Consider the following 2642-nt stretch of genomic DNA (forward strand, 5'->3'; position numbering starts at 1 on the left):
CACGTGACCTTCATTCGAGGAAAAGGCAAGACAATGATTATAAATTCGGCGCACAGAGGCTTGCAATATCACGAATCCCGCGCTAAACAAGCGTGTTTCGCTACACGCATTCTAGCGAATCAGTTGCGCGGCCGGGCCGGGATACATTGCATGGTTGGCCAGTCAAAGGTGCGCTGTGCCCGGAGCGGCTTTCCGGTGCACGATGCGGGCATTTGCCACGCACACCTGCCGCGCCCCACGTCGGCATCGACGAATCACGTCGCGTTTTGAACGGATACATCGCCAACGCGCGGTCGCTTCCTGATAATGCGCTGCACGCCGAACAACAGAACGCCGACGCCAAATGCCTGGACACACGCCACCATGATGAATCCACTCGCATAAGTTCCCGTTGCATCGCGAACATACCCGATCAGAAACGGCGTAACGAAGCCGGCGACGTTGGCAACGGAACTGATCAACGGCACGCCAAGCATCAGCGACTTGCCGCTGAGCAGGCTGACGGACATCTGCCAGAAAAGCGATATACCAGCACCGGTCCCCGCAAAGCCAAGAACGAGCAGGAAGAAAGTGGCAGTGGTGCTACTGTGCCAGACAAAGACGAGCCCCGACAGGCTTGCCGCAGTAAAGACCGACGCGAGCGCACAGAAGCGCCGGCGCCGAAGCGGGGCGCCCCCGATGCTGCAGATGAGCACATTGCCAAGCGCCCCCAGAATGCACGCTCCGGCAACCGCACGGCCAATCTCCTTGTATCCTCCGAATCCCGCCTCGCGAAGTATTGTCGGGGAGAAGAAAAACAGTGCGGCCGTGGCGGCAAGCAAGCAAAAGTAGGCGGCGCTCAGGATCCAGACGGTAGGGTCGAGTAAAGGGGCCGCTCGACCGCGCTGGCATCATCCATCGTTTCGGCATTCTTCCTGAGATCGTTCTCGACAAGCTCACGCTGTCGAGCGGAAAGCCACTTCGCGCTACCGGGCAGATCCGGAAGGATTGCGAACGCGACGCACGCCAGCACGATCGTAGGGATAGCCTGAGTGAAGAACATCCATCGCCAGCCGTGAAAGCCCGCCAGTCCGTTCAATTGCTCGAGCACGAATCCGCCTGTCAGGCCGATCGTCACCGTGGAGAAGAGCGATCCCGAATGAAATATGCTGAAATTGCGCGTACGTCTCTTTCCCGGAAACCACGCATTGAAGTACAACACGACGCCTGGATAGAAACCGGCCTCGAATACGCCGAGCAGGAAACGCAATGCGTAGAACGTCGGTGCGCTATTGACGAACGTCATCGCAACACTCGTCACGCCCCAGGCGCCAGCAACACCGGCAAGCACGGCACGCGCACCGAACTTCTTCTGCAACATGGTCGTAGGCACGCCGAACAGCACATAGCCAACGAAGAAGAGTCCGGCGCCCAATCCGTACACCGTCTCGCTGAATCGTAGATCAACGACCATCTGCAACTTCGCGAAAGCCACGTTTGAACGAGCGACCCACGCAAGCATCCATAAGCAGAAAAGTATTGGCAGTATCCGCCATTGCGCCGAAGCGTAGGCCTTCCGCAGGAGGGCGTTGTCATCTGACGATGACCCGTCTACACAGGCTTGTTTCACCACTTCCATTCGGTCCTCCGACGTGTTGTGTCGATAGTTTGTGCCGCAACGCTGACGGAAACGCCCGTCCCAGCGCCATTTATGCAGTCAAGGTGTTCCGCCGCAGTGCATCAATCGATGCTCATCGAGCACATTGCGACGTTGGCATGCGAGTGCAGGGCGCCCGTGCGCAGCACGGTGGCGGTAGCGCCAGTGCGCGAGCCTCCGCTCGTTAGCGCGCCGCAATTTCGGGTGGCTTAGCTGGCGCGTGCTTCCATAAGAGCAGCGACGTCGCCTTCCCGCGTGGGCGGCGGCGGTCCGCCGACCAGAATGCCGGTGTCAATTGCATGGCGGATTTCGGTATCCGCCAGGCCCGCTTCGCGGAACACCTGCTCGTTATGCTCGCCGCGAAAAGCTGGCGCGCTGCGCGCTCCAAGCTCGTCGTCGGAAAAGCGCCATGGATAGCCGTGAATGAAATACGAACCGCCACGGCGATCCGGAACCTCATGCACCGCGCCCCACTGCTTTGCCCAGTCGGTCTCGGCCAGTTCCTTGAGCGTTCGGATTTGGCCTATCGCGATCTTGGCCTCGTCGAGTTGCGCATCGAGCGTCTTGAGATCGCGGAAAGACAGCATCCACGTCTGGATCACTGCATGCAGTACGTTGTAGTTTTGCTGACGGCGCTCGGCGGTGCTGAAGCGCGGATCCTGTGCGAGGTCCATGCGGCGCATGGCGCGCAAGTAATTCGGAAACGTGTTGCTACCGACGATGCTTTGCGCCGCCACGAACTCTTCGCCGCCAGGTCCAGCGAAATGCGGGCCATCGGAGGCGCCGAGAATGCCCGGCTCGGCGCCGGTATCGACACCCGCGAGATCGAGGTGAGCGCGTTCGTTGATCGACAGCATCACGGCCGCCATCGCAACGTCGATATATTGGCCGCGTCCTGTAACTTCACGTTTGCGCACTGCCGCGAGCACGGCGATCGCCGCTTGCAGGCCCGCATAGACGTCCGCGTGCGACAAGGGATCGGTCCACTTGCGGCCGTCGCCCGCGC

3 protein-coding genes are annotated in these 2642 nt (G+C 60.3%); all 3 read right to left on the reverse strand.

Annotation, left to right across the window (positions count from 1 at the left end):
* Positions 1-254 precede the first annotated feature (254 nt).
* The gene (locus tag AWB67_RS42650) at positions 255-821 is read right to left on the reverse strand and encodes an MFS transporter (RefSeq protein WP_235025564.1); all 567 of its coding nucleotides are present in this window, start codon (positions 819-821) and stop codon (positions 255-257) included.
* 17 nt (positions 822-838) lie between these two features.
* On the reverse strand, positions 839-1618 hold the full coding sequence (locus tag AWB67_RS42655; RefSeq protein ID WP_235025565.1) for an MFS transporter: 780 nt from the start codon (positions 1616-1618) through the stop codon (positions 839-841).
* 227 nt (positions 1619-1845) lie between these two features.
* Positions 1846-2642 (reverse strand): CoA transferase (locus AWB67_RS36140; RefSeq protein ID WP_143328477.1); only part of this gene is annotated, 797 nt, incomplete at its 5' end.

Origin of the sequence: Caballeronia terrestris (assembly GCF_001544515.1) — a bacterium.
Classification (GTDB): domain Bacteria; phylum Pseudomonadota; class Gammaproteobacteria; order Burkholderiales; family Burkholderiaceae; genus Caballeronia; species Caballeronia terrestris.